The following is a 22,521-nucleotide window of genomic DNA, read 5'->3' on the forward strand; positions in this document are numbered from 1 at the left end:
GGACACTATGAGCTCGACATTCCATGTGCGCGGAGGTCGTCCCCTCGACGGCGAGATCACCGTCCGCGGGGCGAAGAACCTGGTCTCGAAGGCCATGGTGGCAGCGCTGCTGGGGGAGGGGCCGAGCGTCCTGCAGTCCGTCCCGGACATCCGTGACGTGCAGATCGTCTCCGAGCTGCTCTCGATCCACGGGGTGAAGGTCGAGCGCGACGTCGCCGCCGGCACGATCCATATGGATCCCTCGAACGTCGAGCGGGCCCATGTGGTCGACATCGACGCCCATGCCGGCAGCTCCCGGATCCCGATCCTCTTCTGCGGCCCGCTGCTGCATCGTCTGGGCGAAGCGATCATCCCTGACCTCGGCGGCTGCCGGATCGGCGACCGTCCGATCAACTACCACCTCGACGTGCTGCGGAACTTCGGCGCCGTCGTGGACAAGCGCGAGCTGGGCATCTACATCACGGCGCCCCATGGCCTGCACGGAACCAAGATCCACCTCGAGTACCCCAGCGTCGGCGCCACCGAGCAGGTGCTGCTGACGGCGGTGCGCGCCCAGGGGATCACCGAGCTGACCAACGCCGCGGTGGAGCCCGAGATCGAGGATCTCATCGCCGTGCTCCAGAAGATGGGCGCGCTGATCTCCCTGCAGACCGACCGCACCATCACGATCGAGGGCGTGGAGAGCCTGGGCGGCTACCAGCACGTGGCCCTGCCCGACCGCATCGAGGCCGCCTCCTGGGCATGCGCCGCCCTGGTCACCAAGGGCTCCGTGTTCGTGCGCGGCGCCGAGCAGAAGCCGATGGCCACGTTCTTGAACATCTTCCGCAAGGTGGGCGGCGGGCTGGACATCACCGAGGAGGGCATCCGCTTCTTCCACCCCGGCAGCCCGCTGCGGGCGATCGCGGTGGAGACGGACGTGCATCCCGGCCTCATGACCGACTGGCAGCAGCCCCTCGTAGTCGCGCTGACCCAGGCCGACGGCATCTCGATCGTCCACGAGACGGTCTACGAGAACCGGCTCGGCTTCACCTCGGCACTGAACGAGATGGGTGCCCACATCCAGGTCTATCGCGAATGCCTGGGCGGTTCGAGCTGCCGTTTCGGCCGCAGCAACTACAACCACTCCGCCGTGGTCTCCGGCCCGAAGCCGCTCCACGCCGCGGACATCACCGTCCCGGACCTGCGAGGCGGCTTCTCCTACCTGGTCGCCGCCCTGGGGGCCGAGGGAGAATCCACCATCCGCGGGATCGATCTGATCGACCGCGGCTACGAATCCTTCCGGGAGAAGCTCACGGCGCTCGGCGCCGAGTTCTGGGAGAACTGACGGTGCCGGCAGGCCGACCACCCATCGCGAGCTGAGGGAGCAGATCATGAGCGCAGAGATCGATCGCCCGACGGGATCCGCACCGCACACGGGCTCGGCCGCCACGGCCGGGAGGTCGCTCGCGCTGCGCGACATCCCGATCCCGGACTACTGCGACGTCGTCATCGTCCCCACCGCCGGAGTCGACGAGCCCGATCCTCGGGCCTGGGCCGACGCGATCTTCTCCCACGAGAACACTCCGCTGTCCACGCGCGGGGCGCGCGCCCTGCGCGATGAGGCGATCCGCCTGTTCGACATGGTGCCGCCGCCGCAGAAGGAGTTCGTGGCCGACGAGGTGGTGGGCGCCGAGGCGCTGATCGTGGATGACGACGACAAGATGAGCGTCCGCATCGGAGTGGCGCTGCTGCCGGGCGGCGAGCTGCTCCAGATCACCACCGCGGTGAAGTTCCGCTCGGTGCGGGGCCGGCTCGCCTTCGCCCCGCGCAGACTGATGCATGCGGCCGCTGTGAACACGCTCGCCCGTCGGGCCCCCACCACTCTGCGGCGACGCACGATGGAGGGCGGATCCGCGATGCGGGCCGTGACGGGGCAGGCCACTCGCAAGGCGCTGGGCCGTTCCTCCTCCTCACCACGGTGAGCATCTCCCTGCGGCGCAGCTGGGATGTGGGCACCGCTCGTCCGCCCGCACGCCGGGCCGGGCTCGTCATCGGTCTCGCCCAGATCCCGCTGCGCCCGCTCCTGCGCCTGCTGACCCGGCCCTCCTGGGAGGGCCGGGAGAATCTTCCCGAGAACGGCGGGATCATCGCGTGCGGGAACCATCTGGGCCCGCTCGACGCCCTCTCGTACGGCCATCTGCTCCAGGCCTCGGGCATCGCTCCGCGCTTCCTGGCCAAGGAGGCGATGTTCCGCGTGCCGGGGCTCGGCCTGCTGCTGCGCCACGCCCGCCAGATTCCCGTTCTGCGCGGCACCTCCCGGGGAGGCGGTGCCCTGGACGCCGCACGGGCCGCCCTCGGCCGCGGCGAGCTGCTCATGGTGTTCCCCGAGGGCACCTACACGCGGGATCCGGACCTGTGGCCGATGCGCGCCCGCTACGGCGCGGCACGCCTCGCGCTGGAGACCGGTGCACCCCTGCTGCCCATCGCGAGCTGGGGCGGGCGGGCGCTGTGGCCCGTCGGCTCACCGCTCCCGCGTCCCCGCCCGGGCCGCCGCCTCCAGGTGCGCGTGGGGGAGCCGTTCACGGTCTCCCACCTCGAGGGCGAGAGCACCCAGCAGGCCGCGATCCGCAGCACCGAGGAGCTCATGGCACGCATCACCACCCTGCTCGGCGAGATCCGCGACGAGCAGCCCCCGGCCGTCCCGCACGACGGCCGCACCGACACCCATCGCCCCGAAGTGGGCAGGCCGCAGCCCGGCTATCGACCCGTGAGGCAGAGATGACACGACTGACAGTGCTCGGCGCCGGAAGCTGGGGGACCACCTTCGCCCAGGTGCTCGCCGACGGCGGCGCCGACGTGACCCTGTGGGCCCGCCGTGAGGAGGTCGCCCGGGAGGTCCGTGAGGAGCACCGCAACAGCGCCTATCTCGGCGACCACGAGCTGCCCGCCGGCATCGACGCCACCTCGTCCGTGAAGGACGCACTCGAGGGCGCCGACGGGATCGTGCTCGCGATCCCCGCCCAGTCGATGCGCTCCACCCTCGCCGGGTGGCCGGTGCTCCCGCCGGTGCCCGTCCTCTCGCTCACGAAGGGGATCGAGCACGGCACCGACCGTCGCATCACCGAGGTCATCGCCGACGCCGGGCAGGCGGAGCTCGAGCGGATCGGCGTCCTCTCCGGCCCGAACCTCTCCGGCGAGATCGCCCAGCGCCGCCCCTGCGCGAGCGTGGTCGCCGCGGACTCCGAGGAGCTGGCCTCGGTGCTCGCGACCTGGTGCGAGGCCCCGTACCTGCGCGCCTACACCTCGACCGACGTGGTCGGGGTCGAGATCGCCGGCGCCGTGAAGAACGTGATCGCGATCGCCGTGGGCGCCGCGACCGGGCTCGGCCACGGGCACAACACCACGGCGAGCCTGATCACCCGCGGCCTCGCGGAGATCACTCGTCTGGGCGTCGCCCTCGGCGGGCGCCGCGAGACCTTCGCGGGCCTGGCCGGTCTGGGCGACCTGGTCGCGACCTGCTCCTCGCCGCTCAGCCGGAACCACCGCCTGGGCCTGGCCCTCGGCCGCGGCCTGGACGTGCGGGCCGCCGCCGCCGAGGTGGGGCAGACCGCCGAGGGGGTCGCGACCGCCCGCGCCGTCTCCGATCTCGCGGCACGGCTCGGTGTGGACATGCCCATCGCGTCGGCCGTCGTCGATGTCGTCGATCACGATGCCCGCATCGACGAGGTCACCACGGCCCTGCTGGCGCGCGGCGTGCGCCCGGAATGAATATCCTGCAGGTATGAGAACCACCGTCGCCCTCCTGTTCGGCGGCCGCAGCGGCGAGCACGGCATCTCGTGCGTCACCGCGGGCGGCATCCTGTCCGCGATCGACCGAGACCGTTTCGACGTGGTCGCTATCGGCATCACCCGCGAGGGCGGCTGGGTGCATGTCTCCGACGATCCGTCGGACTGGACCCTCGTGGACGGGCGTGCCCCTGAGGTCGCCCCGGAAGGGCCCGAGGTGCTCCTGCCGGCCACGAGGCACCGGCCCGGGACCCGCAGCATGCTGCGCCAGGTGGTCGACGGGGTCGTCTCCCCGCTCGCCGAGATCGACGTGGTCTTCCCGCTGCTGCACGGCGCCTACGGCGAGGACGGCACCGTGCAGGGCATGCTCGAGATGCTCGACATCCCCTACGTGGGCTCCGGCGTGCTCGCCTCGGCGGGCTGCATGGACAAGGCCGCCGCCAAGCAGCTCCTGGGCGCGGCCGACATCGCCTCCGCCCCCGGGATCGTGGTCCACGAGGACCGGTGGGCCGAGGGCGCCGACGAGGTCATGGCCCACCTGGAGCGACACCACCCGCTGCCCTGGTTCGTGAAGCCTGCCCGCGCCGGCTCGAGCCTCGGGGTGAGCCGCGTCGACGATCCGGCCCAGCTCGAGCACGCGATGAAGGGGGCCTTCGCCGAGGATCCCAAGGTGCTCATCGAGGAGATGGTCGCCGGCCGCGAGGTCGAGTGCGGCGTGCTGCAGGGCGTGGACACGTACGAGGTGCGCACCACCGTGCCCGGCGAGGTGCGCATCGGTGAGGATCTCGACTTCTACGACTACGAGGCGAAGTACTTCGGCAAGGGGACCGTGTGCATCGACGTCCCCGCCGGCCTGCCGGACGCCGTCCTCGAGGAGGTGCGCGAGGTGGCCTCGCGCGCGTTCACGGTGCTCGGCCTGGAGGGGCTGGCGCGGGTGGACGTGTTCGTCACCGAGGATCAGCGCGTGCTCGTCAACGAGGTCAACACGATGCCCGGCTTCACGCCCTACTCGATGTTCCCGGTGCTCTGGGAGAACATGGGGCTCTCCTACGCCGACCTGCTCGCCGGGCTCATCGAGCAGGCCCGTGGCAGGCGTCTCGGCGCCCGCTGACCTCGCGGGCTACTCCTCCTCGTCGCCGGGGCCCACGCAGTAGTCGGTCGCCTCGATGTTCCGGCTGACCACCTGGGCGAGGTCCAGCGCTGCGCCCGAGGGCTGATCCGGTGCGGCGGACCGCGGCACCGAGACGTCGATCGCGGGGTCGCGTCCGAAGGTCGTGTACAGGAAGACATCGTCCTCGAGCTCGCGGACCACCCAGTCCACCTGCACCCCGTTGGCGTCCTCGAGCGTGGTGCACAGATCGGTGGTCGGACCCGGAGGGGTCACCCCGCAGCGCATCACGACCGCGTCCTCGCCGTGGCCCCAGGCCGCGGTGCCCTGGCTCGACGTCTCCACCCGGTCCATGCCCAGCACCTGCTCCGGGGCGGCGAGCAGGATGTCCGCGCAGACGGGATCCGTCGCGGAGGGGCCGGCGGGGACCTCGACGGTGCCGCACGAGGCGAGGGTCACGGTCATCAGCCCGGTGGCGGCGAGAGCGGGAAGGCGGGAGCGGAGCACGGGGGAAGGCTACCTGCCGTGCCTGCGTCCGGGCCGGGACCAGCGGTCGGGCACACTGGGAGCATGACCGGCGACACGCATCTCGGGGAGGCCGGGCTCCTGGCCCGCATGCTCCCGCACCTGTCCACCGATCCCCGCGTGGAGGTGGGTCCCGGGGACGACGCCGCGGTGGTGCGCCTGCCCTCGCCGAGGATGGTGGTCACCACCGACACCCTCGTCCAGGGCCACGACTTCCTGTTCCGCACCACGATGCCGCGCTGGATCGGTCACAAGGCCGCCGTGCAGAACCTCGCCGACGTCGCGGCGATGGGTGCCCGACCGGTCGCTCTGGTGGTCGCGCTGTCCGCGCCCCACCGCACCGAGGCCTCCGTCTTCGAGGAGATCACGATCGGCATCGCCCGTCGCGCCGAGGCCGACGGGGCCCGGGTGGTCGGGGGAGACCTGGGCAGTGCCGAGCAGCTCACGCTCACGGTCACCGCTCTGGGAGCGCTGCCGGAGGACCAGGAGCCCGTGCTGCGCTCCGGCGCCCGGGCCGGGGACGTGCTCACGATCGGCTCGCCGCAGCTGGGCCGCTCGGCCGCCGGGCTCGCGCTCGTGCTGTCCGGCCGCATCCACGTGCACGAGGGACGCATCGAGGGTGCGGGCGACCATGCGGACCTCGTCGCCTGGCACGATGCCCCGGAACCGGACCTCGCGCTCGGCTGGGGCGCCGGCCGCGGGGCGACGTCGATGATGGATCTCTCCGACGGGCTGGTGCGGGACGGCACCCGGATCGCTCGCGCCTCGGGAGTGGTCCTGGACCTGGACCGCGCAGTCCTCTCCTCCGACGCCTCCTCCCTCATGCCCCTCGCCGAGCTGCTCGGCGAGGACCCCTGGCAATGGGTGCTGCACGGGGGAGAGGAACATGCGATGCTCGCGACCTTCCCGCCCGAGGCGGTGCCCGAGGGCTTCCGTGCCATCGGACAGGTGCGGGACGCCGCAGGAGAGACCGATCACGGCGTCCTGCTCGATGGTGCCAAGATCCCTGGGACGGGCTTCGACCACTTCGAGGGCAAGGCCTAATCTGAGGTCAGCCCCTCACGGGCAGCCCCCGAACCGAAGGAGAATCCATGCCGTTCACCGTCAAGGCACTGCAGAAGACCGGCCCCGATCAGCCCTTCCAGGTCGCCACCATCGAGCGCCGGGACCCGCGCGCCGATGACGTCGTCATCGACATCAAGGCCGCCGGCATCTGCCACAGCGACATCCACACCATCCGCAACGAGTGGGGCGAGGCGCACTTCCCGCTCACCGTGGGCCACGAGATCGCCGGCGTGGTCTCCGCCGTCGGCGACAGCGTGACGGATTGGAAGATCGGCGACCGCGTGGGCGTGGGTTGCATGGTCGACTCGTGCGGCCGCTGCGAGCAGTGCCGCCAGGGCGACGAGCAGAACTGCCTCGAGGGCAACGTGGGCACCTACAACGCCACGGACGTCGACGGCTCGATCACCCAGGGCGGCTATTCCGAGAAGGTCGTCGTCAACGAGCGCTTCGTGTGCCGCATCCCGGACGGCCTCGACTTCGACCTCGCCGCACCGCTGCTGTGCGCGGGCATCACCACCTACTCGCCGCTCGCCCGTTGGGGCGCCGCGGAGACCAAGGACGGCGCCCCCAAGAAGGTCGCCGTGCTGGGCCTGGGCGGCCTCGGCCACATGGGTGTGCAGATCGCCGCCGCCATGGGCGCCGACGTCACCGTGCTCTCGCGTTCACGCAAGAAGGAGCAGCTCGCCATCGATCTGGGGGCGAGGCAGATGCTCGCCACCACGGAGGACGGCTTCTACGCCGATCACCGCGGGGAGTTCGACCTGATCCTCAACACGATCAGCGCCGACATCCCGGTCGACAAGTACCTGGGCCTGCTGAAGCCGCGCGGCGTGATGGCTGTGGTCGGCCTTCCGCCCGAGGCCCAGTCCCTCGGCTTCGGCTCCCTGATCGGCGGCGGCAAGGTGCTCGCCGGTTCCAACATCGGCGGCATCGCCGAGACCCAGGAGATGCTCGACTTCTGCGCCGAGCACAGCATCGCCGCCCAGATCGAGACGATCGGGATCGACGAGGCCGACGCCACCTACGACCGGGTGGTCGCCGGCGAGGTGTTCTTCCGCGCCGTCGTCGACACCGCCACGTTCGAGGACGCCGAGGTCGCCTGAGCCTCGTGCTCACGCTGATCTGACGTGACGTGACGTGACGTGAGATGCCCGCGTCGCCCTTCGAGGCGTCGCGGGCATCGTCATCCCAGACGCCGCACCGTCAGGTCGCGCTCGAGGACGCCGCCGGATCCGTCGGGTTCGATCCATGACGCTCCGGCGCCGTCCCGCTCGGAGACCGCCTCGATCAGCTCGGTGCCGCGGTAGAGCAGCCCGGCGCCGTCGTCCGTGCACACGGTCGCGCCGAGCGTGCCGTCCGCCACCAGCTCCCGGATCAACGGCCGTCGGCGTGCCTCGGAGTCCATGTGCACCCCGTTGGCGCCAGGCAGGAAGCCGAGGCCGTTCGTGACCGGGGCCAGCTGCGGGCCGAAGGAATCGGTGACCCCGCCCTCGAACCAGCAGATCGAGCCGGCGGAGACGCCGGCGAGCACCACGCCCTCCTGCCAGAGCCGGTGCAGGATCTCGGGGAGCCCGTGGGCGCGCCACACGGCCAGCAGGTTCACCACCGAGCCGCCGTTGACCCAGATGATGTCGAAGCTGCGCAGATAGGCCTCGACATCCTCCACGTTCGGCATCGAGAACAGGCTGAGGTGATGCAGCGCGTACCCGGCCTCCCGAGCCGCTTCCTCCATGTCCCGCTGGAAGCTGCGATCGTCCCCGGAGGCCGTGCCGAGGTGGCAGATCCTGATCGCACCGTCGCGGTCGCTCTCGGGCGCTTCACGGCTGAGCTGCCCGGCGAAGGCCATCATCGGCCCGAAGCGGAACCGCAGACGCGGGTGGGGGAGGTACCCCGCGCTGGTGGCGAGGATGGTGGGGGCGGATGCAGGCATGGGATCTCCTCGGGGGCAGCGTGGAAGCGAGGATATCCCGGCCCGGTCATGCGCAACCGATCACGCGGATCCGGTCATGCGCACCCGATCATCGTCGTCCGGCGATGCGCATCCGGAGAAGCGTATGAGCCCCACCCCGAAGGGTGAGGGCTCATACGGAAGGACCTGACGGTCCTGGTCTGTCGGTCGTTCCCGCTCAGGCGCCGAGCGTGCTGACCTTGCCCGCCTTGAGGCAGGAGGTGCACACGTTCACGCGCTTGCTGGTCCCGTTGATCACAGTGCGCACGGACTGGATGTTCGGGTTCCAACGACGCGAGGTACGGCGGTGCGAGTGGGAAACGCTCTTGCCGAAGCTCGGGTGCTTGGCGCAGATGTCACACGTGGAAGAAGCCACTGTCGTCTCCTGAAAAGTCGAATTCTGTTCGGGTGCCCGCCCGGTCCCACGACGTCAAGTCGGAGTCGGTGACCATGGGTGAGCGCGGGGGCGCCGGCCCCCGGAGGTCAGGGCAACCACGGAAGCATATCCCACGCGGCGCTCCGCATGAAGGGAGCCCGGTGTGGAGGGGCTGTGGACTCCGACACAGCGTCGGTCCCGAGTGGCACCATTGTCTCCGTGGCGTGCCCGTGCATCATCGCACGTGGCGCCGTGATCGGCGCGGGCGTCTCCTCAGGGGCGGCTCGCGAGGAACGGCGATCCAGCCCGCACGAGCCGGGACGGATCAGGACCACGAGCACGACCGGGACGACGAGCACGACGAGCACGACGAGGAGGCACCGCATGGCCAGGAGGCTGGAGTCCGCACGCGGCTCGATGCCGCTGTCGGAGCTCCTCGAGCGCAAGGAGAAGCTCGCGATGGCGTCGTTCGGCGTGCGCGATCTCGACACGATGATGCGCTTCGCCCCGCGCCGCTACACCGTCCCCGCCCCGCTGCGCTCCCTCCACGACACCCATGAGGGCGAGGAGGTCAGCGCGATCGTCACCGTGGAACGGGTGTCCTCGCGGAGCATGCGCAGCAGGCACGGCTCCATCCTCGAGGTGGTGGTCACTGACGGGATCGAGAACATCACCCTGACCTTCTTCCTGGCCAAGCAGCATCTCGTGGACTGGCACACCAAGCGTCTGGCCGTCGGCCGCCGCGTGCTGGTGCGGGGCACTGTGGGCCGCAACAAGATGACCGGGAACCCGCAGATCACCCACCCCGACTACGAGGAGTTCGAGGACTCCGAGGAGGGGCTGGCCCATGCCCAGCGCCCGCGGCCCGTGTACCCGCTGCGCAAGAACATCGCCCAGCGCACCATGCGAGCGGCCACCGAGAAGGGCCTGGAGTTCGCCGAGTACCTCGCCCGCCCGGTGCCCGCGCGGATCGTGGAGGCGCGCGGCCTGCTCCCACTGCCCGAGGCGGTGGCCGCCGTGCACACTCCGCGCACCGAGCAGGACACCCTCTCCGGCGTGGCGCACCTGGTTTACGAGGAGGCGTTCGTGCTGCAGGCGATCTTCGCCCAGCGTCGCACCCTGGACGAACGTTCGCCCGCGCCCGCGCTGCGGGCGGAGGGTCCGCTCCAGACAGCCTTCGACGAGCGCCTGCCCTTCGAGCTCACCGCGGGGCAGAAGGAGATCGGCGAGGAGATCATCGAGCGCGTCGGCCGCGACCATCCCACCAGCATGCTGCTGCAGGGCGACGTCGGCTCCGGCAAGACGGTGATCGCTCTGCGCGCGATGCTGCGCGCCGTGGACTCCGGCCACCAGGCGGCGCTGCTCGCACCGACCGAAGTGCTCGCCGAGCAGCATCACCGCACGATCCTCGGGCTGCTGGGGGACCTGGCCCGGGCCGGGCAGCTCGACGGCCATCTCGACGCCACCAGAGTGCGGCTGCTCACCGGATCGCAGAAGACCTCCGCGCGCCGCGAGACCCTGCTCGACGTCACCTCCGGCCAGGCGGGCATCGTCGTGGGCACCCACGCCCTGCTGACGGAGTCCGTCGAGTTCGCCTCCCTCGGGCTCGTCGTGATCGACGAGCAGCACCGCTTCGGTGTCGACCATCGAAGACGCCTGCGCAGCAAGGGGCCCGGCGGCATGACACCGCACGTCGTGGTGATGACGGCGACCCCCATCCCGCGCACGGCGGCGCTCGCGACCGTGGGCGACCTCGATGTGCTCACGCTCCGCGAGAGCCCGGGCATGCGCGCGGGCGTGGAGAGCTTCGTGGTCCCCGAACAGCTGCCCAAGTGGGAGAACCGCATGTGGGCCCGCGCGGCCGAGGAGATCGCCGCGCAGCGTCAGGTGTTCGTGGTCTGCGCCCGCATCGACGAGACCGACGACTCCCCGCCGCCCGCCACCATCCTCGACGAGAACGGTGAGATCTCCGAGACCCGGCTCGAGGAAGCGCGCGGTGTCACCGCGACGGCGGAGCGCCTCGCGACCCGACCCGAGCTGGCCGGGGCCCGGATCGGCGTGCTCCACGGCCGCCTGACGTCGGAGCAGAAGCAGCAGACCATGGATCGTGTGGTCGCCGGCGAGATCGACCTGCTGGTCGCCACCACGGTGATCGAGGTCGGAGTCGACGTCCCCAACGCCTCGGTGATGATCGTGCTGGACGCGGAGCGCTTCGGCGTCTCCCAGCTCCACCAGCTGCGCGGCCGGGTGGGGCGTGGCGAGCACCCCGGCATCGCCTTCCTCGACACCCGCACCACGCCGGAGCATCCGGCCTTCGCACGGCTCGAGGGGATCGCCGGTGCGGCCGACGGCTTCGCGCTCGCGGACCTGGACCTGCAGGTGCGCGGTGCGGGCGACCTCGTGGGGGAGGAGCAGTCCGGCCTCCAGCGCACGCTGAAGCACCTCGACGTGATCCGTGACGCCCCGATCATCGACCAGGCCCGACAGGACGCCTTCGCGGTCCTCGCCGCGGACCCCGATCTCACCGACCACCCCGATCTCGCCGGCGCTATCGCGAACCGCCTGCGGGACGCCGATCCCGACGTGGAGAGGAGCTGACATGCCCCGGATCATCGCGGGCGCCCTCGGCGGCCGCACCATCCCCGGCCCTCCCGGCAAGGGCACCCGGCCCACGTCCGACAGGGTGCGGGAGGCGCTGTTCTCCCGCCTCGAGGGCTGGGACGCCCTCGCCGGAGCTCGGGTGCTGGACCTCTACGCCGGCACCGGCGGCCTCGCCTTCGAGTCCCTCTCGCGCGGAGCGCGCAGCGCGCAGCTGGTCGAGCTGCATGGCCCCACCGCCAAGCAGCTGCGACGCACCGCGAGCGAGCTGGGCCTCGCCGAGCACTGCGAGATCCGCGCCGGCAAAGCCGAGACCGTGGCCGGCCAGCTCAGCGGGGAGCCGTTCACCCTGGTGTTCCTCGACCCGCCCTATGACGTCACCACCGACGCCCTCGAGGCGCTCCTGCTCACCCTGCGCCCGGCCCTGGACGACGAGGCCCTCGTGGTGATCGAGCGCTCGAGCCGCTCGCGCGCGCTCGATTGGCCCGAGGGCTGGGCCGACGACGGCACCAAGACCTACGGCGAGACGGTGCTCCAGTTCGGCGGGCCCGCCACGGACGACGCCACGGACGACGCTGCGGAAGACGCCGTCGACGACACCGGGGAGGAGCGCTGATGACCCCCGGCCTGCACGAGCTCGACTGGCCCGTCCGCACCGACCGTCTCGAGCTGCGCCTCGGACGGCCCGAGGACGCTGCGGCGATCTGGCCCTGGTACCGCAGGCCCGAGGTGCAGGAGTGGACCACCACGCTCAGTCCCACCCTCGAGGCCCATCAGGCCTGGTGGAGCTCTCGGCTGGCGACCACGGTCGTCGGCCTGCGCGAGGGACGGATCGTCGCGACCGGGGCCGTCACGGTGCAGGATGCCTGGTCCCAGGCCGACATGGCCGCGCAGGCCCGCGGACAGCAGGCCGAGCTGGGCTGGGTGCTCGACCCGGAGGCCCAGGGCCAGGGTCTGGGCACCGAGTTCGCCGCCGCTCTGCTGCGCCTCGCGATCGAGGGTCTCGGGGTGCGCCGGGTCGAGGCCGAATGCTTCGCCGAGAACCTCGCCTCACGCCGCGTGATGGAGAAGATCGGCATGCGCTGCGAGGGCGTCTTCATCGAGGAGTCCCTGCACCGCAGCGGACGCTGGCTGGACGGGATGACGTTCGCGCTCCTCGCCCGCGAGTACCGCGCCCGACGGGGCTGAGTACCGCGCGTGCCGCGCCCGACGGGGCTGAGTACCGCGCGTGCCGCGCCCGACGGAGCTGAGGCTCGCCGAGCCGCCGGCTGCCGAGCGATCCGGGCACTGCCTGGCCAGCCCCCGTTCGATGCTGGGATACTCGGGCCATGACGATTCTCGAGGCCACGTTCACCGTCGACCTGCGGCCGGGTCAGCAGCTGCCCGCCGCCGGCGGCCGCTTCGACCTGTCCAAGACCTGGACCGGGCAGCTCGAGGGCACGAGCACCGGCGTCATGCTCACCGCGGGTGACCCGGCGAGCGGGGACGCCGGCTACATCGCCATGGAGCAGTTCCACGGTGTGCTCGACGGCCGACGCGGCACGCTCACCCTGCAGCAGCTCGGCACGATGGCCGGCGGTGACCCCACCCTGGAGTACGTGATCGCCCCGGGCTCGGGCACCGAGGAGCTGGCAGGCGTGACCGGCACGCTCACCATCGCCGGGATCGACGACGACGGCACCCATCACGTGACTCTCGACCTGGCCTGATCGGCACTACAGTGGCGCCATGAGCACCGTCGTCCTGCCCGGCTCGTTCGACCCGTTCACCCTGGGGCACCTCGACCTCACCCGTCGGGCCGTCGCCCTCGGGCATCACGTGGTGATCGCCGTCTCCCACAACCCGTCCAAGCAGGGTCTGCTGGATCTGGAGACCCGCAAGGCCGCGATCACCGCGAGCCTGGAGGCCGAGGGCCTGAGCGGCGACACCGAGGTGCGCACCCTCCCGAAGGGACTGCTGGTCGACTTCTGCCGCGAGATCGGCGCGAGCGCCGTCATCCGCGGACTGCGCTCCCAGCTCGACCTCGCCTACGAGGAGCCGATGGCCCGCATGAACCACCATCTCGCGAGCACAGACACCGTCTTCCTGCTCACCGACACCGCGTTCGCCCACATCTCCTCCTCCCTGGTGCGGGAGGTCCACGCCCTCGGGGGTGACGTCTCCGACATGCTCCCGGACGCCTCGCTGGATGCCCTGCGCGCCGCCTCGCACGTATCCTGAACAGCCCCCTCGATCCGAACAGGACCCTTTCACCATGTCTTCCGACACCGTTCCCGCCTCGCCCCTCGACAAGGGCCTGATCTTCGACGCCGTCGACCTCGTCGGCCACACCGGCTCGCACCGGCGCGTCGAGCACACCTTCGCCGCTCCGGCCCGTGAGGTCGGCGGCGCGGCGATGCAGGCCCCCGAGGGCGAGGACATCGCCCTGGACCTCGAGTTCGAGTCCGTCGTCGAGGGCATCTACGTGCACGGCACCATCAGCGCCCACCTCGAGGGCGAGTGCTCGCGCTGCCTGGATCCCGTGGAGCAGGACGTCGCCACGCGCGTCGACGAGCTGTTCATGTACCCCGAGAAGGTCAAGGCCGACGAGCGCGAGGACACCACGATGCTCGAGGGCGACTCCGTGCACCTCGGAGGGCTCGTGCGCGACTCCCTCGCGATGGAGGCCGAGGACCGGCCGCTGTGCCGCGAGGACTGCCCGGGCCTGTGCAGCCAGTGCGGCTTCCGCATGGAGGACGACCCCGACCACCACCACGATGTGATCGATGATCGCTTCGCCGCGCTGCAGGGCCTGTTCGAGGACTCTGCCGACACGGAGACCGACGCCGAGGGCTCCGAGGACGCGACGGAGGCCGAGGGGGAGGGCCGCTGATGGCTCGCAAGCGGCGCGCCGTCGAGGCGGCGGACCCCCAGGCTCTGCTCGACGCCCTCCCGCTGGACGGCGCCCAGGCGGCGGACCTGCGCGGTTCCGGCCTGCTCGATCTCGCCCTGACCCACCGCTCCTACTCGTACGAGCACGACGAGATCCCGCACAACGAGCGGCTCGAGTTCCTCGGCGACGCGGTGCTGCAGCTGGCCGTGACCGAGCAGCTCTACACCACGCATCCCACGCTTCCCGAGGGGGACCTGGCACGTCGACGGGCGGCGACCGTGAGCACGCGTGCGCTCGCCGTGATCGCCTCACAGCTCGACCTGGGCGCCTACGTGAAGCTCGGCCGTGGTGAGGACCTCACCGGCGGCCGTGCGAAGCCCTCGATCCTCGCGGACACCACCGAGGCCGTCATCGGATCGGTGCACCTCGCGCTCGGCCAGGACGTCTCCCGGCGCTTCGTGCTGGACCTGATGCGGCCCCTGCTGGACTCCGACGAGTTCCTCGAGACCAGCTACGACTTCAAGTCGCGCCTGCAGGAGATCGCGGCCGCCGCCGGCACCAGCCCCACCTACCGGATCACCGAGACGGGCCTGGAGCACGAGAAGGTCTTCTCCGCGACGGTCACCATCGACAGCGTCGTCACCGCCACCGGTGAGGGACCCTCCAAGAAGGAGGCGGAGCTCGCCGCCGCCCAGAGCGCGGTGCGCGCCGTGCTCGCCGAGCGCGGCGAGACGCTCATCCCGAGGGGCTGAGACATGCCCGAGCTCCCCGAGGTCGAGGTGGTCCGTCGCGGCCTCGCGCCGCGCACCGTCGGCCGCACCATCGAGGCCGTCGAGGTGCTGGATTCGCGGATCATCCGCCGCCAGGTGGGCGGCGTGGACCGCTTGCGGGGCGCACTGGTCGGCACCCGGATGACCGCGGTGGTGCGTCGCGGCAAGTTCCTGTGGTGGCGCCTGGCCGACGGGCCCGACGCGGCGGAGGGGGCCGGTGCGGACACCGGCGAGGCCCTCATGGGCCACCTCGGCATGAGCGGCCAGCTGCGCGTGCGCACCCCCGGCCCGATGTCCCCGCCCCTCGACTCGGAGGGCCCGGCCTCGGATCCGCTGCGCCACCGTCGCCTCACCCTCCATCTCGACGACGGCACGGCGATCGATCTCATCGACCAGCGCCTCTTCGGCGGCCTGTGGACGAGCCCGCTCGAACCCTCGGCCGACGGCCGCCTCGCCGGGCTGGGCAGCCCGGACACCCTGCTCCCGGAAGCTGCCTCCGGCATCGCGCGCGACCTGCTGGACCCGGCGGCGGATCTTCCCTCGATCGCCCGCACCCTGCGCACCCGGCGCGCCGGCGTGAAGTCCCTGCTGCTCTCGCAGAGCATCGTCAGCGGGATCGGCAACATCTATGCGGACGAGGCCCTGTGGGCCGCCCGCACCCGCTACGACACTCCCGGCACCGAGCTCTCCCAGCGTCGTGCCCTGTCGATCCTCCGCGCGGCGGGCGAGGTCATGGAGCGGGCGCTCGCGGTGGGCGGCACCAGCTTCGACGCGCTGTACGTCAACGTGGACGGCCGCAGCGGCTACTTCGCCCGCTCGCTGGCCGTCTACGGCCGTGAGGGGGAGCCGTGCCCGCGGTGCGGTAATCTGCTCAGACGCGCGCTCCACCAGGGACGGAGCAGTCACTACTGCCCCCGCTGCCAGCGCCCTGCGCCACGACCCAGGAGGGATGCCCGGTGACCACGAGACAGGAGCCCTCCCCGGGATCGACGATCCGGGTGATGCTGGTCGACGACCACGAAGTGGTGCGCCGCGGGATCGTCACAGTGATCGACGCGCAGAACGATCTGAGCGTGGCGGGGGAGGCCTCGTCCGTGGCGGAGGCGAACCGTCGCCTGCCGGCGATCCGCCCCGACGTGCTGGTGGTGGACCTGCAGCTGCCCGACGGCACCGGTATCGACGTGATGCGGGCGGCCCGTGAGATCGACCCCGAGCAGACGATGCTCGTGCTCACCAGCTTCGACGACGACTCCGCGCTGCAGGAGTCCCGCTCCGCCGGGGCCGCAGGACTCATCCTGAAATCGGTGCGCTCGCAGGAGATCGTCGCCGCGATCCGTGCGGTGCAGGAGGGCAAGCACGTGTGGCCCGCAGACCGCGCCCCGGAGCAGAACGAACTGTCGGTCTCCGACCAGCGCATCGTCGACCTCATCGGCGACGGGCACTCCAACCGCGAGATCGCCGAGGAGCTCGGCATCGCGGAGAAGACCGTGAAGAACCGGGTGACGGTCATCCTGCAGTCGCTCGGCATGCAGCGACGCACCCAGGTCGCCGCGATGGTCGCGGCCCGACGACGCGCCGGCTGGAAGTAGCCCGCCGCACGGCCGGCACTCACGGCACTCACGGCACTCACCCGGTCGACTCTCACCCGGACGGCTCTCACTCCGTCGGCTCTCAACCAGCCGGCTCATACTCCGTCGGCAGTCACCCGGTCGACTCTCACGCCGTCGACTCTTACGCCGCCGGCAGGGTCACCCGCCAGGAGATCATCGTCCCGGGTTCCAGGGAGAGCGCATCGACCCACCCGGAGTGGCGTCGAGCCCGGCTGGACATGTTCGCCAGGCCGCTGCGGCGCTGCACCGTCGGATCGATGCCGCGCCCGTTGTCCGAGACGTTCACCTGCACCACGCGGTCGACGCCCTCGGAGAACAGGCTCACCGAGACGGCGACCGCGCTGGCATGCGCATGGCGTGCCGCATTGGCCAGGCACTCGCGCACCACGGCGACCACGTCGTCGGCGATCTCCGAGGGCAGCTCGGCCTCCATCGCTGCAGGATGCGGGGGAAGTCGCAGGGTCGGCACGAAGCCGAGCCCGGCGGCGGCGAGGCCCACCTCGTGGCGCAGCTGCTCGGTGAGCGTCGCCTCGAGCCGCTCACGCCGCAGGGACTGCACGATCTGCCGGATCTGGGCGACCGCGTTCTCCAGCCCCTGCACCGAGGAGGCGACGGAGGAGCGGATGCGGGTGTTGGACGGCGGCTGACCGGGAGCGGCCAGCGCATCGGTGAGCGCTTCCAGCTCCATGCCGACGGCGAACAGCTCCTGGATCGCGAGATCGTGCAGATCGCGCGCGATGCGGCTGCGCTCGTCGTCCAGCTCGTCCGAGACGCCCGGGGCGGGGACCCGCAGGGTGAGCAGCACGAGGGCTGCCAGCGCATCGAGGCGTTCGCGGTCCGCCCGGGTGAAGGCAGGATCGGCTGCACCGTCCGGGCCTGCACCGTCCGGGCGATCCCGCAGCACGGCGAGAAAGCCGGAGCCGTGCTCCGCGCCGTCGACCACAGCGAGCAGCGCGGGAATGTCCTGCTCCCCGACGAGGAGGGTGCCGATGCGTTCGAGCGCCTCGGAATCCGTCTCCTCGAGCGCGGCGCCGGCAGGAGATCGCGGTGTGAGCGTGCGGCCCAGCAGATCGGCGGCGTCCGGGCCGTCGACGAGTTCGAAGGTCCAGGTCCCAGGGGCCAGGGGAAGCACCAGGGCGGCGCTGCGCGCGCCGAGGTCGGTGCGGGCGGAGTGCACCAGCAGGTCCAGCAGATCCTCGGTGTCTCCGCCGGCGAGCACGGCGCCGGCGAGATCCTGCACCCGAGGGCGGTCGGGCCGGGGCGGTGGGGCGATCGAGGTCATCAGCTCTCCTGGGTGCGGGTCCCGTCATTCTCCCCGATCCGCAGGATCGGCGTGCCCTCGGGGAGTGCCTCGGGCCGATGGGTGACCACGACGACCGTGCTGGTGGCGGGGACGAGGGTCTCATCGGCGGGGTCGAGCAGAGCGCGCAGGAGGGCGTCGCCGCGGGCGGTGTCCAGATGCTCGGTGGGCTCATCCAGCAGCAGCACCGGGCCCCTCCGGATCACCGCTCGGGCCAGCAGCAGGCGTCGGCGCTCGCCGCCGGAGACGGTGGTGCCGTCCGGGCCGAGCATGGTGTCCAGGCCGTGCGGGAGGGTCCGCACCCAGTCCATGAGGTCGACGGCCTCGAGCGCCGCGAGGGCGGTGTCGTCCTCGAGATCCCTGCGCACCACCCGCAGGTTCTCCCGCAGCGTGGTGGCGAAGACGTGGGCGTCCTCGGCGAACAGCACGACGTTCGGATGCAGCGGCGAGCCGTCCTCCAGCTCGACGGTCCCGGCGAGCGGCTCCAGCAGTCCGGCGAGGGTGGCCAGCAGGGTGGTCTTGCCGCTGCCGGATCCGCCCACGACGGCGAGCCGCGAACCCGCCGGCAGATCCAGGTCCAGGTCCCGCACCCGGGCGGCGCCGGGCTCCCACCCCGCGCTCAGACCGGTGGCTCGGAGCCGCACCTCCCCGTCCGGTGCCAGGCGTCGAGTTTTGTCCGCTGAGGACCGATGCGCGGTCGAGGATCGGTCGTCGGGGGACATTCTGCTGGGCGCGGCGCGGTCGGGGGGCGAGGAGCTCACCCGCGCGCTGTTCCGGTGGTGGGGGACGGCGGTGCCGCGGACGCGGCCCGGTGGGTGGGGGACGGGCTCGCGCGAGGGCGCCCCCGCCGGGCCGGCCAGCTCGCGAGCGCGGCGGGGGCGCGCGAGAGCGTGCGTACTGCGAGGCGGCGGCCGGCAGGGCCGTGGCCGCTTCGAAGGAGGACAGCGGCAGCAGCAGGAGCACGCCCACCTGGCCGGCCGAGGCGCCGCCCGTGGTCCAGGCGGCGCCGGCGGCCAGCAGCGAGCCGGCCATCGCCAGGATCAAGGCCAGTGGCACCGCTGCGGAGGCCACGGCAGAGGGGAGCGCGGCGCGATCGATCGCGGAGTCGTGCTCGTGCTGGCGGGCATCGAGCTGCGCGAGCGCCACCTCGAGCCGCCCGTCGACCCGCAGCGAGGTCGCATCATCGAGCACCTCGAGCGCCTGGGCGGTCACGGTCGAGCGGCTGGAGACCACGGCCTGCTCGGCGAGGCGGGCGGCGCGGTAACCGGCCAGCGGAGCGAGCACGCTCGCAACCGCGAGGGACAGCAGCATGCTCGCGGTGGCGAGCAGCGAGAGCGGCGCGAAGGTCACCAGCACCACGACTGTCATCACCCCGGCGACGAGCGCGGGCACCACGGCCTTGATGACGTGGTCGCCGAGCTCCTGGGCATCATCGCCGAGCCGGGCGAGCAGGTCTCCGCGGCGCAGCCGGGTCACGGCGTCGTCCGGGCGTGCGGCGAGCGCGGTGAACAGGTTCGTGCGCAGCGAGACCACGCCGCGGAAGGCGACGTCATGGGTGAGCATCCGGTCCAGCCAGCGGAACACGCCGCGGGAGACGCCGAGCGCCCTGACCATCACCACGGCGACGGTCAGGTCCAGCACCGGCGGCATGGTCCAGGCGCGGGTGACCAGATAGGCGGAGACGGCCGCGAGGGCGAACGCGGAGCCGAGCGTCGCGCAGGCGGCGAGCACGGCGGCCAGCAGCCGTCCGCGGGGGATCTCGAGCGCAGCGATCATGCGGGCACCTCCGGTCGGTCCTCGACCAGGGACCGGGAGTCGACCCGGGCCACGTCGTCGGCCACCTCGACCAGCCGCGAGCGATGGGCGATCACGAGCACGGTGCGGCCCTGAGCGCGCAGGGTGCGGAGGAGGTCCAGCACGATGGTCTCGGTCGCGCCGTCGAGGTGGGCGGTCGGCTCGTCGAGCACGACGAGCTGGGCGGGGGAGAGCAGAGCGCGCGCGAGCGACAGGCGCTGCCGTTCGCCCAGGGAGAGGCCTCGGCCCGCACGCCCGAGCTCCGCGTCCCAACCGCGCGCGGCGATCACGGCGTCCAGGCCGGTGGAGGCGGCGACCTGCTCGAGCTCCTCAAGGGTCGCCTCGGGCCGCACCGCCGAGAGGACCGTGCGGAGCGAACCGGGCGGGAGCACGGGGCGCTGGGGGAGCAGGGCGACCTGGTCCCAGTAGCTGCGCCGGGAGAGCTCGCGCACGTCCGTGACGACGCCGTCGGGGCCGCGCACCTCGGCGCGCCCGTCGTCGGCCTCGAGCAGTCCCAGCAGCACCTGGACGGCGGTGGTCTTGCCGGCGCCCGAGGGGCCGACGAGCGCCAGCACCCGGCCTGGACGCAGCACGAGCTCCGCCGCGTGCGGGGCGTGGCCTTCCCGCGAGCGCACCGAGACGCCGCGCAGGGCGAGGGTCGCGGTGCTGAGGTCCGGGCAGGAGACGGAGCCGTCGGGCAGCGGCTGCTCGTCGAGCACCTCGAACGCGGCGGTGACCGCGGCGAGCCCGTCGGTCGAGGAATGGTACTGGGAGCCGACGTTGCGCAGCGGCAGGTAGATCTCGGGTGCGAGGACGAGCACCGCGAGGGCCGGGGCGAGGTCCATCTCCCCGTAGACCAGGCGCATCCCGATGCTCACGGCGACCAGGGCGACGCATAGGGTCGCGAGCAGCTCGAGCACCATCGAGGAGAGGAAGGCGAACTTCAGCGATCCCATCGCGGAGATGCGGTGGCGGTCGCCGAGCTCCCGGACCATCTTCTCGGGGCCCTTCTCGCGGCCGAGGGCCCGCAGGGTGGGCAGGCCGTCGACCAGGTCCAGCAGCTGCGACCACAGCGTGCGCATGTCCGCCAGCAGCGCCTCGGAGCGGCCGACGGTCATGGTGCCCACCAGGATCATGAACAGCGGCACCAGCGGGAGGGTGATCAGGGCGATGACCGCGCTGAGCGGATCGAGGATCCCGATGGTGAGCAGGCACAGCGGGGTCACCGTGAGCGACAGCATCAGCTGGGGCACGTAGCCCACCAGATAGGGGCGCAGCTTCTCGACCCCGGTGGTCGCGAGCGACGTCAGGTCCGCTCCGCGCCCAGCGCTGCGACGGGGGCCGAGGGCCGCGGCGTGCGCGACCAGCCGCCCGCGCAGATCGCCGATCGCCGCGGTCGCCGCGTGGTGCGCCGTGCGCTGTTCGAGGAGGACCGCACCCGCACGGACGGCCAGGGCCGCCAGCAGCGCGGTCAGCAGCAGCGGGGCATCCTGGGGCAGACGCTGCTCGGTGAGCAGCTGGGCGCCGAGCCGGGCGACGCTCAGCGCGGTGACGATCACGCACAGCGATTGCACGAGGCCCAGGGCGACCGTGCGCATCACGTGGTGCCGGGCCGCACGGACCTCCCGCACCAGGCGGGGGTCCAGCGGTGCACGACGGGCGCGGCGGGCGCGACGCTCACGGGGCATCGGGGTCACTCCTGCTCGAAGGCCTCGCGGTAGCCGGCCTTCGCCTTCTCCAGCAGTGCCGAGCCGGGAAGGTCCGACTCCTCGTCGGTGACGCGGTGGCGGAACACTCGGTACGCCCAGAACGTGTAGGCCAGGATCAGGGGCAGCAGGATGCACAGCGCCACGAGCATCACGGTGAGGGTGTGCTCGGTGGAGGAGGCGTTGGCGACGGTCAGCGAGTGGGCCGGGGTGTTGCTCGCCGGCAGCACGTAGGGGAACAGCCCGCCGAACAGTGTGACCACGGAGGCGCTGATCGCGGCGACGGTGGCCGTGAAGGCGAGCCCCTCCCTGCGCAGACGGTTCAACGGCACCACGGCCACCAGTGCCACGGCGGCGATCAACAGCGGGACCCAGGTCCAGCCGGCGTGGGAGTGCGCCAGCTGGTACCACAGCAGGTATGCGGCGCCGGCGAGGATCGTCGGCCACACCAGGATCCCGGCGAGCCGGTTCGCGGCGGCGCGCAGCTCGCCGGTGACCTTGAGCGTGAGGTACAGGGTGCCGTGCAGCCAGAACAGGAGCACGAACACCACGCCGCCCAGCAGGGCGAAGGGGTTCAGGAGGCCCACCAGCGAGGTGGTCACCCACCGGTTCTCGTCGATCGCCACCCCGGCGACGATGTTCGAGAAGGCCACGCCCCACAGCAGCGCGGGGGCGAAGCCGCCGAGGACGTGGACGATGTCCCACGAGGTGCGCCAGCGTGCGCTGTCCACCTTGCCGCGCCACTTGAAGGCGCACACCCGCACGATGAGCACCAGCAGGAGCAGCAGCAGCGCGAGGTAGAAGCCGGAGAACAGGGAGGCGTACCACTCCGGGAACGCCGCGAACAGCAGCGCGCCGCCGGTGATCAGGAAGACCTCGTTGCCGTCCCAGACGGGGCCGACGGTCTTCAGGACCGTGCCGCGGGCGGCATCTCCGCGGCGCCAGAACGCGCCCACGTTCATCTGCACCCCGAAGTCGAAGCCCTCGAGCACGAAGTAGGCGAGGAAGAAGAAGCCGATGAGGGCGAACCAGAGGGTCTGCAGGACCGTCGGATCGAGCATGGTGTCCATGATCTGTGCGGTTC

At 71.9% G+C, this 22,521-nt stretch carries 23 protein-coding genes and 1 pseudogene; 16 read left to right on the top strand and 8 right to left on the bottom strand.

Annotated features, from left to right (window positions below; all coding sequences use genetic code 11):
- Nucleotides 1–7: 7 nt before the first annotated feature.
- The 5 genes from murA to CIK81_RS10255 are packed head-to-tail and all read left to right on the top strand — an operon-like array spanning nt 8 to nt 4,876.
- The gene (gene murA, locus CIK81_RS10235; protein ID WP_096165597.1) at nt 8–1,324 is read left to right on the top strand and encodes a UDP-N-acetylglucosamine 1-carboxyvinyltransferase; all 1,317 of its coding nucleotides are present in this window, start codon (nt 8–10) and stop codon (nt 1,322–1,324) included.
- 46 nt (nt 1,325–1,370) lie between these two features.
- Nucleotides 1,371–1,961: a hypothetical protein gene (locus CIK81_RS10240; protein WP_241964114.1), complete on the top strand. Its 591-nt coding sequence runs from the start codon at nt 1,371–1,373 to the stop codon at nt 1,959–1,961.
- The gene (locus CIK81_RS10245) at nt 1,958–2,761 is read left to right on the top strand and encodes a 1-acyl-sn-glycerol-3-phosphate acyltransferase (RefSeq protein WP_241964115.1); all 804 of its coding nucleotides are present in this window, start codon (nt 1,958–1,960) and stop codon (nt 2,759–2,761) included. Before CIK81_RS10240 ends, CIK81_RS10245 begins: the two co-directional genes overlap by 4 nt.
- Complete coding sequence (locus CIK81_RS10250) at nt 2,758–3,747, top strand: NAD(P)H-dependent glycerol-3-phosphate dehydrogenase (protein WP_096165595.1); 990 nt, start codon at nt 2,758–2,760, stop codon at nt 3,745–3,747. The genes CIK81_RS10245 and CIK81_RS10250 overlap by 4 nt, the downstream gene beginning before the upstream one ends.
- A gap of 13 nt (nt 3,748–3,760) precedes the next feature.
- Nucleotides 3,761–4,876, top strand: coding sequence for a D-alanine--D-alanine ligase family protein (locus tag CIK81_RS10255; RefSeq protein ID WP_096165593.1), 1,116 nt, complete (start codon nt 3,761–3,763; stop codon nt 4,874–4,876).
- 9 nt (nt 4,877–4,885) lie between these two features.
- Here CIK81_RS10255 and CIK81_RS10260 read toward each other — a convergent pair whose 3' ends face one another.
- Nucleotides 4,886–5,380 carry a DUF3515 domain-containing protein gene (locus tag CIK81_RS10260; RefSeq protein ID WP_096165591.1) on the bottom strand — a complete coding sequence of 165 codons (495 nt, stop codon included), beginning with the start codon at nt 5,378–5,380 and terminating at the stop codon, nt 4,886–4,888.
- A gap of 63 nt (nt 5,381–5,443) precedes the next feature.
- Here CIK81_RS10260 and thiL point away from each other — a divergent pair, with 63 nt between their 5' ends.
- Both thiL and CIK81_RS10270 read left to right on the top strand, forming a co-directional pair.
- Nucleotides 5,444–6,442, top strand: coding sequence for a thiamine-phosphate kinase (gene thiL / locus CIK81_RS10265; protein ID WP_114355674.1), 999 nt, complete (start codon nt 5,444–5,446; stop codon nt 6,440–6,442).
- Nucleotides 6,443–6,489: 47 nt separating this feature from the next.
- Nucleotides 6,490–7,566 carry an NAD(P)-dependent alcohol dehydrogenase gene (locus CIK81_RS10270; RefSeq protein WP_096165587.1) on the top strand — a complete coding sequence of 359 codons (1,077 nt, stop codon included), beginning with the start codon at nt 6,490–6,492 and terminating at the stop codon, nt 7,564–7,566.
- A gap of 80 nt (nt 7,567–7,646) precedes the next feature.
- Here the strand turns inward: CIK81_RS10270 and CIK81_RS10275 are convergent, their stop codons facing one another.
- Together CIK81_RS10275 and rpmB are read right to left on the bottom strand one after the other, a co-directional pair.
- On the bottom strand, nt 7,647–8,393 hold the full coding sequence (locus tag CIK81_RS10275) for a peptidase E (RefSeq protein WP_096165584.1): 747 nt from the start codon (nt 8,391–8,393) through the stop codon (nt 7,647–7,649).
- A gap of 196 nt (nt 8,394–8,589) precedes the next feature.
- Entirely contained in the window at nt 8,590–8,787 is a 198-nt protein-coding gene (rpmB, locus tag CIK81_RS10280; protein ID WP_096165582.1) for a 50S ribosomal protein L28, read from the bottom strand.
- 384 nt (nt 8,788–9,171) lie between these two features.
- Here rpmB and CIK81_RS10290 point away from each other — a divergent pair, with 384 nt between their 5' ends.
- The 9 genes from CIK81_RS10290 to CIK81_RS10330 all read left to right on the top strand — a co-directional run bounded on the left by CIK81_RS10290 (nt 9,172) and on the right by CIK81_RS10330 (nt 16,616).
- Nucleotides 9,172–11,385, top strand: a complete 2,214-nt coding sequence (locus CIK81_RS10290) for an ATP-dependent DNA helicase RecG (RefSeq protein ID WP_096165578.1) — start codon at nt 9,172–9,174, stop codon at nt 11,383–11,385.
- A 1-nt stretch (nt 11,386) separates the two neighbouring features.
- Nucleotides 11,387–12,001, top strand: coding sequence for a 16S rRNA (guanine(966)-N(2))-methyltransferase RsmD (rsmD, locus tag CIK81_RS10295; protein ID WP_096165576.1), 615 nt, complete (start codon nt 11,387–11,389; stop codon nt 11,999–12,001).
- Nucleotides 12,001–12,573, top strand: coding sequence for a GNAT family N-acetyltransferase (locus CIK81_RS10300; protein WP_096165574.1), 573 nt, complete (start codon nt 12,001–12,003; stop codon nt 12,571–12,573). The genes rsmD and CIK81_RS10300 overlap by 1 nt, the downstream gene beginning before the upstream one ends.
- A 140-nt stretch (nt 12,574–12,713) precedes the next feature.
- Nucleotides 12,714–13,094 (top strand): DUF3224 domain-containing protein, encoded by a 381-nt coding sequence (locus CIK81_RS10305; RefSeq protein ID WP_096165572.1) that lies wholly within the window; start codon nt 12,714–12,716, stop codon nt 13,092–13,094.
- A gap of 19 nt (nt 13,095–13,113) precedes the next feature.
- On the top strand, nt 13,114–13,605 hold the full coding sequence (gene coaD, locus CIK81_RS10310; protein ID WP_096165570.1) for a pantetheine-phosphate adenylyltransferase: 492 nt from the start codon (nt 13,114–13,116) through the stop codon (nt 13,603–13,605).
- A 34-nt stretch (nt 13,606–13,639) separates the two neighbouring features.
- Nucleotides 13,640–14,257 (top strand): DUF177 domain-containing protein, encoded by a 618-nt coding sequence (locus CIK81_RS10315; RefSeq protein WP_096165568.1) that lies wholly within the window; start codon nt 13,640–13,642, stop codon nt 14,255–14,257.
- The gene (rnc, locus tag CIK81_RS10320; protein ID WP_096165565.1) at nt 14,257–15,009 is read left to right on the top strand and encodes a ribonuclease III; all 753 of its coding nucleotides are present in this window, start codon (nt 14,257–14,259) and stop codon (nt 15,007–15,009) included. Before CIK81_RS10315 ends, rnc begins: the two co-directional genes overlap by 1 nt.
- A 3-nt stretch (nt 15,010–15,012) precedes the next feature.
- Nucleotides 15,013–15,987, top strand: a complete 975-nt coding sequence (mutM, locus tag CIK81_RS10325) for a bifunctional DNA-formamidopyrimidine glycosylase/DNA-(apurinic or apyrimidinic site) lyase (RefSeq protein WP_096165563.1) — start codon at nt 15,013–15,015, stop codon at nt 15,985–15,987.
- A 41-nt stretch (nt 15,988–16,028) separates the two neighbouring features.
- Nucleotides 16,029–16,616, top strand: a complete 588-nt coding sequence (locus tag CIK81_RS10330) for a response regulator transcription factor (RefSeq protein WP_096165722.1) — start codon at nt 16,029–16,031, stop codon at nt 16,614–16,616.
- A 142-nt stretch (nt 16,617–16,758) separates the two neighbouring features.
- Here CIK81_RS10330 and CIK81_RS10335 read toward each other — a convergent pair whose 3' ends face one another.
- From CIK81_RS10335 to cydB, 5 genes and pseudogenes are all read right to left on the bottom strand, one after another.
- Nucleotides 16,759–17,919 carry a sensor histidine kinase gene (locus tag CIK81_RS10335; RefSeq protein ID WP_096165562.1) on the bottom strand — a complete coding sequence of 387 codons (1,161 nt, stop codon included), beginning with the start codon at nt 17,917–17,919 and terminating at the stop codon, nt 16,759–16,761.
- Complete coding sequence (locus CIK81_RS10340) at nt 17,919–18,581, bottom strand: ATP-binding cassette domain-containing protein (protein ID WP_241964116.1); 663 nt, start codon at nt 18,579–18,581, stop codon at nt 17,919–17,921. Before CIK81_RS10340 ends, CIK81_RS10335 begins: the two co-directional genes overlap by 1 nt.
- Before the next feature lie 367 nt (nt 18,582–18,948).
- Nucleotides 18,949–19,713 (bottom strand): annotated as a pseudogene (locus CIK81_RS10345) (ABC transporter transmembrane domain-containing protein); the annotation flags it as partial.
- Entirely contained in the window at nt 19,710–21,419 is a 1,710-nt protein-coding gene (gene cydD / locus CIK81_RS10350) for a thiol reductant ABC exporter subunit CydD (RefSeq protein ID WP_114355676.1), read from the bottom strand. The gene cydD and the pseudogene CIK81_RS10345, both read right to left, overlap by 4 nt.
- A gap of 5 nt (nt 21,420–21,424) precedes the next feature.
- Entirely contained in the window at nt 21,425–22,498 is a 1,074-nt protein-coding gene (gene cydB / locus CIK81_RS10355; RefSeq protein WP_096165721.1) for a cytochrome d ubiquinol oxidase subunit II, read from the bottom strand.
- Nucleotides 22,499–22,521: the final 23 nt, after the last annotated feature.

The sequence above is a fragment of the Brachybacterium sp. JB7 genome (assembly GCF_003335205.1).
Taxonomy (GTDB): domain Bacteria; phylum Actinomycetota; class Actinomycetes; order Actinomycetales; family Dermabacteraceae; genus Brachybacterium; species Brachybacterium alimentarium.

What these genes read in the sequence shown, in the direction of transcription:
- CIK81_RS10315 (WP_096165568.1), top strand. Translation starts at nt 13,640, where the DNA reads ATGTCTTCCGACACCGTTCCCGCCTCGCCCCTCGACAAGGGCCTGATC.
- CIK81_RS10275 (WP_096165584.1), bottom strand. Translation starts at nt 8,393, where the DNA reads ATGCCTGCATCCGCCCCCACCATCCTCGCCACCAGCGCGGGGTACCTC.
- CIK81_RS10335 (WP_096165562.1), bottom strand. Translation starts at nt 17,919, where the DNA reads ATGACCTCGATCGCCCCACCGCCCCGGCCCGACCGCCCTCGGGTGCAG.
- rsmD (WP_096165576.1), top strand. Translation starts at nt 11,387, where the DNA reads ATGCCCCGGATCATCGCGGGCGCCCTCGGCGGCCGCACCATCCCCGGC.
- cydD (WP_114355676.1), bottom strand. Translation starts at nt 21,419, where the DNA reads ATGCCCCGTGAGCGTCGCGCCCGCCGCGCCCGTCGTGCACCGCTGGAC.
- CIK81_RS10305 (WP_096165572.1), top strand. Translation starts at nt 12,714, where the DNA reads ATGACGATTCTCGAGGCCACGTTCACCGTCGACCTGCGGCCGGGTCAG.
- mutM (WP_096165563.1), top strand. Translation starts at nt 15,013, where the DNA reads ATGCCCGAGCTCCCCGAGGTCGAGGTGGTCCGTCGCGGCCTCGCGCCG.
- rnc (WP_096165565.1), top strand. Translation starts at nt 14,257, where the DNA reads ATGGCTCGCAAGCGGCGCGCCGTCGAGGCGGCGGACCCCCAGGCTCTG.
- CIK81_RS10290 (WP_096165578.1), top strand. Translation starts at nt 9,172, where the DNA reads ATGGCCAGGAGGCTGGAGTCCGCACGCGGCTCGATGCCGCTGTCGGAG.
- thiL (WP_114355674.1), top strand. Translation starts at nt 5,444, where the DNA reads ATGACCGGCGACACGCATCTCGGGGAGGCCGGGCTCCTGGCCCGCATG.
- CIK81_RS10255 (WP_096165593.1), top strand. Translation starts at nt 3,761, where the DNA reads ATGAGAACCACCGTCGCCCTCCTGTTCGGCGGCCGCAGCGGCGAGCAC.
- CIK81_RS10270 (WP_096165587.1), top strand. Translation starts at nt 6,490, where the DNA reads ATGCCGTTCACCGTCAAGGCACTGCAGAAGACCGGCCCCGATCAGCCC.
- CIK81_RS10300 (WP_096165574.1), top strand. Translation starts at nt 12,001, where the DNA reads ATGACCCCCGGCCTGCACGAGCTCGACTGGCCCGTCCGCACCGACCGT.
- cydB (WP_096165721.1), bottom strand. Translation starts at nt 22,498, where the DNA reads ATGCTCGATCCGACGGTCCTGCAGACCCTCTGGTTCGCCCTCATCGGC.
- CIK81_RS10330 (WP_096165722.1), top strand. Translation starts at nt 16,029, where the DNA reads ATGCTGGTCGACGACCACGAAGTGGTGCGCCGCGGGATCGTCACAGTG.
- coaD (WP_096165570.1), top strand. Translation starts at nt 13,114, where the DNA reads ATGAGCACCGTCGTCCTGCCCGGCTCGTTCGACCCGTTCACCCTGGGG.
- murA (WP_096165597.1), top strand. Translation starts at nt 8, where the DNA reads ATGAGCTCGACATTCCATGTGCGCGGAGGTCGTCCCCTCGACGGCGAG.
- CIK81_RS10250 (WP_096165595.1), top strand. Translation starts at nt 2,758, where the DNA reads ATGACACGACTGACAGTGCTCGGCGCCGGAAGCTGGGGGACCACCTTC.
- CIK81_RS10240 (WP_241964114.1), top strand. Translation starts at nt 1,371, where the DNA reads ATGAGCGCAGAGATCGATCGCCCGACGGGATCCGCACCGCACACGGGC.